This window comes from Hydrogenophaga sp., from assembly GCF_028698005.1.
GTDB lineage: Bacteria > Pseudomonadota > Gammaproteobacteria > Burkholderiales > Burkholderiaceae_C > Hydrogenophaga.
In genome coordinates, this window is sequence record NZ_JAQVEJ010000024.1 from 22611 (window position 1) to 28610 (window position 6000).

Annotated in this window: 6 protein-coding genes and 1 pseudogene; all 7 read left to right on the plus strand. The window is 63.1% G+C overall.

From position 1 onward, the window contains the following. Positions 1-11 precede the first annotated feature (11 nt). Positions 12-488 carry a DNA polymerase III subunit chi gene (locus PHQ87_RS04410; protein ID WP_300231645.1) on the plus strand — a complete coding sequence of 159 codons (477 nt, stop codon included), beginning with the start codon at positions 12-14 and terminating at the stop codon, positions 486-488. Positions 489-669: 181 nt separating this feature from the next. Continuing rightward, positions 670-1857 carry a branched-chain amino acid ABC transporter substrate-binding protein gene (locus tag PHQ87_RS04415; protein WP_300231646.1) on the plus strand — a complete coding sequence of 396 codons (1188 nt, stop codon included), beginning with the start codon at positions 670-672 and terminating at the stop codon, positions 1855-1857. Between the two features lie 86 nt (positions 1858-1943). After that, entirely contained in the window at positions 1944-2807 is an 864-nt protein-coding gene (gene folP / locus PHQ87_RS04420) for a dihydropteroate synthase (RefSeq protein ID WP_300231647.1), read from the plus strand. Positions 2808-3056: 249 nt separating this feature from the next. After that, positions 3057-3875 (plus strand): lytic transglycosylase domain-containing protein, encoded by an 819-nt coding sequence (locus PHQ87_RS04425; protein WP_300231648.1) that lies wholly within the window; start codon positions 3057-3059, stop codon positions 3873-3875. 24 nt (positions 3876-3899) lie between these two features. Beyond that, a complete protein-coding gene (locus tag PHQ87_RS04430) occupies positions 3900-4262 on the plus strand; it encodes a TrbC/VirB2 family protein (protein ID WP_300231650.1) in 363 nt (120 codons plus the stop codon). Between the two features lie 18 nt (positions 4263-4280). Continuing rightward, positions 4281-4607: a VirB3 family type IV secretion system protein gene (locus PHQ87_RS04435; RefSeq protein WP_300231651.1), complete on the plus strand. Its 327-nt coding sequence runs from the start codon at positions 4281-4283 to the stop codon at positions 4605-4607. 17 nt (positions 4608-4624) lie between these two features. Next, positions 4625-6000 (plus strand): annotated as a pseudogene (locus PHQ87_RS04440) (VirB4 family type IV secretion/conjugal transfer ATPase); the annotation flags it as partial.

A 6000-nucleotide genomic window follows, 5' to 3' on the forward strand; every position in this document is an offset into this window, starting at 1 on the left:
CCACACCCAGCATGTCTCAGGCACTTGCGCTACCCACCGAGGTCGCCTTCCATTTCAATGCCGCCGACAAGCTGCAGTATGCGGTCCGCCTGCTGCGCAAGGCCTATGCCAAGGGCGCGCGTCTGCACGTGCTCGCCGATGCCGGTTTGTCGGGGCACCTGGATGCTGAGTTGTGGCAGAGTATCCCGGGTGATTTCGTGCCACATTGCCTGGATATGGCGGCCCCGTCGATGCTGGCCCAATCGCCCATTGTGATCGGGCCGTCGGTGCTCGATGTCGATCCGGCTGTGCCGATTCTGGTCAATCTGGACGGGCAATTGCCCGACCCCGGCCGGATCGGACGATACCAGCGCGTGATCGAAGTGGTGTCCACCGGCATACAAGACCGCGAACTCGCGCGTTCGCGCTGGCGCTGGTACCAATCGTCCGGCATTGTGCCCGTCCGCCACGACGTGGCGGCTGCATTGTCCTCGGGCCGTCGCGGCTGACGGCCGATCTCGTTCGGCTAATGCCTCATGCGCTGTACTGATCCAGCACCGGGCTAACCCTTAGCACGTGTTGTGGCGTGTGCACTGGCTGGATACAGTGGCGGATTTTGGAGTATCTTTACGTGCGTGGAGAAACAAATTCCCTCCGCATATCAACATTCACTCCTTTCCGAGGACATCTATGCAACTGAACCTCAAACTGGCCGTAATCGCAGCGGCTGTTGCCCTGGCCGCGTGCGGCAAGAAAGAAGAGGCTGCTCCCGCAGCCGCTCCCGCTGCTGCACCTGCTGCTGCTGAAGCTCAGATCGTCAAAATTGGTCACGTGGGTCCCACCAGCGGCGCGATTGCTCACCTCGGCAAAGACAACGAAAACGGTGCCCGCATGGCCATCGACGAGTTGAACGCGGCAGGCGTCACCATTGGTGGCCAACCCGTCAAGTTCGAACTGCTGGCCGAAGACGATGCGGCAGACCCGAAGCAGGGTACCGCTGCCGCACAGAAGCTGGTGGATGCCAAAGTGGCCGGCGTGATCGGCCACCTGAACTCGGGCACCACCATCCCGGCTTCGCAGATCTACCACGAGGCAGGCATCCCGCAGATCTCGCCCTCGGCCACCAACCCGAAGTACACGCGTCAGGGCTATCCGGGCGCTTTCCGCGTCGTGGCTGACGATGTGCACCTGGGCGGCACGCTGGGCAAGTACGCCGTCGAAACCCTCAAGGCTACCAAAGTGGCGGTGATCGACGACCGCACGGCCTATGGCCAGGGCGTTGCCGACGAATTCGAGAAGGGTGTCGTCGCCGCTGGCGGTACCGTGGTCGGGCGCGAGTTCACCAATGACAAGGCGACCGACTTCAACGCCATCCTCACCACGCTCAAGTCCAAGCAACCCGAGGTCGTGTTCTTCGGCGGCATGGACGCCGTGGCCGGCCCGATGCTCAAGCAGATGAAGCAACTGGGCCTGAACGTCAAGTTCATGGGCGGCGATGGTGTGTGTACCGGCGAAATGCCTAAGCTGGCAGGCGACGGCCTGGCCGACGATCAGGTGTACTGCGCCGAAGCCGGTGGCGTGGACGACGCCGGCAAGCCTGCCATGGACAAGTTCCGTGCCGACTACAAGGCCAAGTTCAACGACGACGTGAAGCTGTACGCGCCCTATGTGTACGATGCCACCAAGCTGATGGTTGAAGCCATGGTGCGTGCCGGTTCGTCCGATCCCGCGAAGTACCTGCCCGAACTGAAGGCCACGAACCACCAGGGCGTGTCGGGCCAGATCGTGTTCGACGAGAAGGGCGATATCAAGAACGGTGCCCTGACGCTGTACACCTACAGGGGTGGCGAGCGCGCGGCGCTGGCGGTGATCCGCTGATCATCCCCTCCTGGCCGCTTCCGGCACAAGGCCGCTGCCCCGGGGCAGCGGCCTTTTTTTCATCACCGATTCTTTGCTCACGCCACATGGCCGAACAGAACAAGCACCTCTGGATCACGTCCCGCTTCGACATCGATCTGCGCCGCCCGCAGGTCATGGCCATCGTCAACGTCACGCCCGACTCCTTCTCCGATGGCGGCCAGCATGCCGGTACGGCGGCCGCTCTGCGCCATTGCGAAAAGCTGATCAAGGAGGGCGCCGACATCCTGGACATCGGTGGCGAGTCCACCCGGCCCGGCAGCCCCGCCGTGCCGCTCGACGAGGAACTCCGGCGCGTGCTGCCGGTGGTGCGCGAAGCCGTCCGGTTCGGGGTGCCCATCTCCGTCGACACCTACAAGCCCGAGGTGATGCAGGCGGTGCTGGACGTGGGGGCCGACATCATCAACGATATCTGGGCCCTGCGTCAGGGCCATGCGGTGGAGGTGGTGGCTGCCCATCCGCGCTGCGGCGTGTGCCTCATGCACATGCACCGGGAGCCCCAGACCATGCAGGCCGCACCCATGGACGGCGACGTGCTGGGGCCGGTCATCGACTTCCTCAACGATCGTGTGCGGACCCTGGCCAAGCGCGGCGTCGTGGCCGGGCGCGTCACGGTCGATCCGGGCATCGGCTTTGGCAAGACCGTCGAGCAGAACTTCAGCCTCCTGGCCCGGCAGATGGAGGTGGCCTCTGCCACCGGATGCGCGGTGCTGGCCGGCTGGTCGCGCAAATCATCGCTGGGCAGCGTCACCGGCCACGACCGGCCACGGGACCGGGTGGCGGCCAGTATTGCAGCCGCGCTGCTGGCCGCCGAGCGCGGAGCCGCCGTGCTCAGGGTGCACGACGTCCGCGAGACGGTGGATGCATTGGCGGTACTGAAGCAGGTGTCGGGATTCGAAACCTTGCGATGAACGCATCGTCCGCTCTTTTGCCCTATGGCAGGAAATGCGGAACTGCGGTGGTTTACAAAAAATCAAATAACAGTAGTACTTACTATTAATGGGATATGACTTGGTTGGTGCCAAAGTTACCATTTTTGCCATAACACATGCCCTCGGGAGGAGGTCGTTATGGTCAAACAACAATGCATTCGAATTGCTGTCACACCCGGGGCGTTGCCTGGGCATGAACTGTCAGAGCCCTCCGGTCTTTGACGGTCCATGCTGGACTGCCCTGATCTTTCTGTTCCCCTTCACATCATGCGCCACGTGGTCCACGTGGAGTCGGCGAACCAGCCGTTTGCCATCGGTGTGGTGGGCGCTCGGTTGTCGCGCCAGCCAGTCAACCTGACCGAAGCGCTGGCGGTGGTGCGCCTGCTCAAGGAGCAGGGATACAACTTTTCAGTCGGCATCGCACAGGTCAATCGCTACAACCTGGCGCCCTATGGGCTGAAGTCGTACGCCGAGGCGTTCGAGGTTTGTCCCAACCTGCGCGCTGGCTCGAGAATTCTCCAGGAGTGCTACAGACGATCCCATGACTGGGGCAAGGCGTTCAGTTGCTACTACGCCGGCGACTTCGTGACCGGCTTTCAGCATGGCTACGTACAGAAGGTATTCGATTCGATTGGGCAGCAAGGTGGCGCGTCCGCCACCTCATCCATCTCAATCATCTCCCGCCGAACGGCTGCGCGACGCTTGCCGGCGCGTGACGACGGCGTCGTCCTGACCAGACCCGACCACCAGGCCACCGGCCAGGCTGAGCGACCCGGCACCGAAAGCACGGTGCCTCAGTCGGCGGGCCGTCCACCGGTTTCGCCGGCAGCTTCCCGTCTTGCGGGCATTCCGGTGGAGGTCATTGGCGCGGAGGGCACACCCGGCCGCATCCGGCTCAGGCCTTCTGATCCGGCTACGTCGGCGGTGGCTCCTGTTCGCGGTGGTGCATTGGTCGAATCCGCTGGCACGACGTCGACCGGCACATCCAGCGCGTCACAGGCGGACGGCTTGACCGCTCCGGCCTCCGACTCGTCGTTTGTCTTCTGATTTGCTACTCGTCGAAAGGACACCATGCACATCTCTCGCCTTGAACAATACACCATCACCGCCATGGTGCTGGGCTTCTCCGCCCTGGCGCTGGCGCCCGACGTCATGGCCGCGGGCGTGGGCAATGGCTCTTTTACCGACGCTTGCAAGAAGGTGACCAGCTTCTTTGCCAACTTCGAAACCATCCTGCGGGTGGCGTCGGTTTCCATCGTGACCATCGCCGTGGTTTTCGCCGGGTACCAGGTCGCCTTTGCGCACCGTCGCCTGTCGGACGTGGCGCCGGTGCTGATCGGTGGCCTGCTCATTGGCGGCGCTGCCACCATCGCCGGCTGGTTCGTGGGTGACTGGCAGGCTGCCGACCATGCTGGTGTGGCCAATGCTTGTTGATGCCCCAGCTCTCCGCCCATGAAAAAGGACGTTCTGTTCCGCGGCTGCACCCGGCCGCCGACGATCATCGGGGTGCCCTACATCCCTTTTCTTATCGGTGCCGGAGTGCCGCTGCTGCTGGCCATGTACATCTCGCTGTACATCCTGCTGGTCATCCCCGCCGTCATCGTCGTCATGCGGTTGATGGCCAAGAAGGACGAGCTGATCTTCCGCCTGATCGGGCTGAACCTCGTGTTCCGCTTCCTGCCGCGCAACCAGGCGCTCTACGGCTCGTCCTGGGTCTTCGGTCCGTCCGGTTACCGCAAGAAGGCCGAGCGTATCCGCCCCTATCGCGACTACCCCTGACGCCACGGGCGACTTCCATGTTCAGCGCCGACGCCGACTACAGCAACTTCATCCCGTTCAGTACCCACGTCGACGCGCACGTGGTCAAGACGCGCGAGGGTGACTACCTGATCACCTGGCTGCTCAGCGGGTTCCCGTTCGTGGGGCGAGAGGACTGGGAACTGGAGCACCGGCACCGCACCTTCAACAACCTGCTGCAGAGTCTGCGCGCGCCCGACTTCGAGAACCTGGCCTTCTGGGCGCATGACATCCGGCGTCGGCGCCAGATCCGAGGCGAGGCATGCTATCCGCACCGCTTCAGCCAGGCACTGCACGATCACTACATGGAGCGTCTGTCCACCAAGCGCCTCATGCACAACGAGCTGTACCTGACCATGGTCTACCGGCCTGTGGTCAGCGGCAGACGTTTCACCGCCATGGCGCGCGACGTCGCAACCCTGCGCAAGGAAGAAAGAGCCTGCCTGGAAAAAATCAACGAACTTGCCGGCAACGTCGAGGCCCTGCTGCAGGACTACGCGCCCTACCGCCTGGGCCTGTACGAGAGCGTGCACCGGCAGGTGTTCTCCGAAAACCTCGAGTTCTACGGCTACCTGCTCAACCACACCGACGAGCCGGTGCCTGTGCTGCAGGCGCCCATCTACGGCTATCTACCCACCAGTCGCCACTTGTTCAACCCGGGCAGCGGCGATTTCGCCGTGCGCACCAGCAACGGCGAGAACCACTATGGCGCCATCCTGAACATCAAGGAATACGCCGACAGCAGTTGGCCCGGCATTCTCAACGGGCTCAAGTACCTGGAGTTCGAGTACGTCGTCACGCACTCGTTCACCCCCATGAGCCGTTACGACGCGATGAAAGTCTTGCAGCGCACCAAGGGCGCCATGCTCTCGTCGGAAGACAAAGCCGTCAGCCAGATTGTCGAGCTCGACTACGCCATGGACCAGCTCGCCTCGGGCAACTTCGTGCTCGGGCAGTACCACTTCAACATGGCCATCTACGCGGCCAACCAGGACGACCTGTACCTCAACGTGGCCCAGGCGCGAGCGCAGCTCTCGGGTGCCAGCTTCGTCACCGTCAAGGAAGACGTGGCCGTGGCCGCCGCCTACTACGCCCAACTGCCGTGCAACTGGCGCTTTCGCCCCCGCATCGCCAACCTCAGCTCACTCAATTTCCTCGGCCTGTGTCCGCTGCACAACTTCGCCACCGGCAAGGCCGCATTCAACCCCTGGGGGGCCTCGGTCAGCGTCCTGCAGACGCTCAACAATCAGGCCTACCACTTCAACTTCCACGCCACCAGGCCCAACGAATACTCGCTGGGTGAAAAAGCCGTGGCCAACACCATGGTCATCGGCAAGTCCGGTACCGGCAAGACCGCGCTGATCAACTTCCTGCT

Coding starts and splice junctions, on each gene's coding strand:
- PHQ87_RS04410 (WP_300231645.1), top strand. CDS start 12: ATGTCTCAGGCACTTGCGCTACCCACCGAGGTCGCCTTCCATTTCAAT.
- PHQ87_RS04415 (WP_300231646.1), top strand. CDS start 670: ATGCAACTGAACCTCAAACTGGCCGTAATCGCAGCGGCTGTTGCCCTG.
- folP (WP_300231647.1), top strand. CDS start 1,944: ATGGCCGAACAGAACAAGCACCTCTGGATCACGTCCCGCTTCGACATC.
- PHQ87_RS04425 (WP_300231648.1), top strand. CDS start 3,057: ATGCTGGACTGCCCTGATCTTTCTGTTCCCCTTCACATCATGCGCCAC.
- PHQ87_RS04430 (WP_300231650.1), top strand. CDS start 3,900: ATGCACATCTCTCGCCTTGAACAATACACCATCACCGCCATGGTGCTG.
- PHQ87_RS04435 (WP_300231651.1), top strand. CDS start 4,281: ATGAAAAAGGACGTTCTGTTCCGCGGCTGCACCCGGCCGCCGACGATC.